1 protein-coding gene is annotated in these 888 nt (G+C 32.8%); it reads right to left on the reverse strand.

Annotation, left to right across the window (positions count from 1 at the left end; all coding sequences use genetic code 11):
- The coding region (locus AC1DTM_RS29125; protein ID WP_477001562.1) for a tetratricopeptide repeat protein at nucleotides 1-888 on the reverse strand (888 nt) is incomplete at both ends.

The following is an 888-nucleotide window of genomic DNA, read 5'->3' on the forward strand; positions in this document are numbered from 1 at the left end:
ATATTTTATATCCGCTGAATCTATTTTGGAAGGAAAAATCTCATCCCATGCCAATACTGCTGCAGCTGGAAATACAGCATGAGAGGGATTGACTACCTTTAACCAATTTGTTAACAGATTTGGAATAATATCGTGTAATTGTCTAAGCATATATTGACCTTGAATTAATTCAAAGTATGTTTCTTCGTAAAGAGAAGAAATTTCGTCCCATATATCGGACGAATGCATTTCGATATGTATGAAAAATTCATTTATTGTGTTAAGCCATAATAAGTAATTTTGTTCATCTTTATAGCTGTGCCAAAGTGATGAAACCATTTGCGTAAATTGCACTTGATCTACATTATTTAATGTAACTAATACTGTATAAAAATAATCTGGTGAAATATTTTTAGTAAACCCTTTATCGATATATTCTTTTAGAACCTCAAACCACGGATAAGATTCTGTTCGAATTAACTCGTTCACAGCAAGCTCTACTGCACTATCAAAATCTTGCTGTTCTTCATAAAAGGAACGTGCAATTGTTGTGACGCTTGGATAATCGGGATTTAAAGAAACCGCTTCTTTTATAACAGCGAAAGCTGAATCAAAATTATTTTGCTCGATGTAAAGAGACAGTAATTGCAGTACAATTTCGGTCATCAGTATTTTGTTATCAGTAGTAATGGAAGTATACACGTTTTCAGCAACTGATAATTGGTTAAGTTCGAAGTAAGCATCCGCAATATTTTTTTGTGCCCATGGTGCTAATTCATTACTAACTTTCTCCCATTTAAAAATAGCTGCTTCAAAATCTTGATGGTGATAATAAAATTCACCTTGTGCAAAACGAATATAAGATCCATCGGAAATCTCATTTTTTTCTTCGTTTACATAAGCTTCTCC

The sequence above is a fragment of the Bacillus sp. P4_D3 genome (assembly GCF_056401855.1).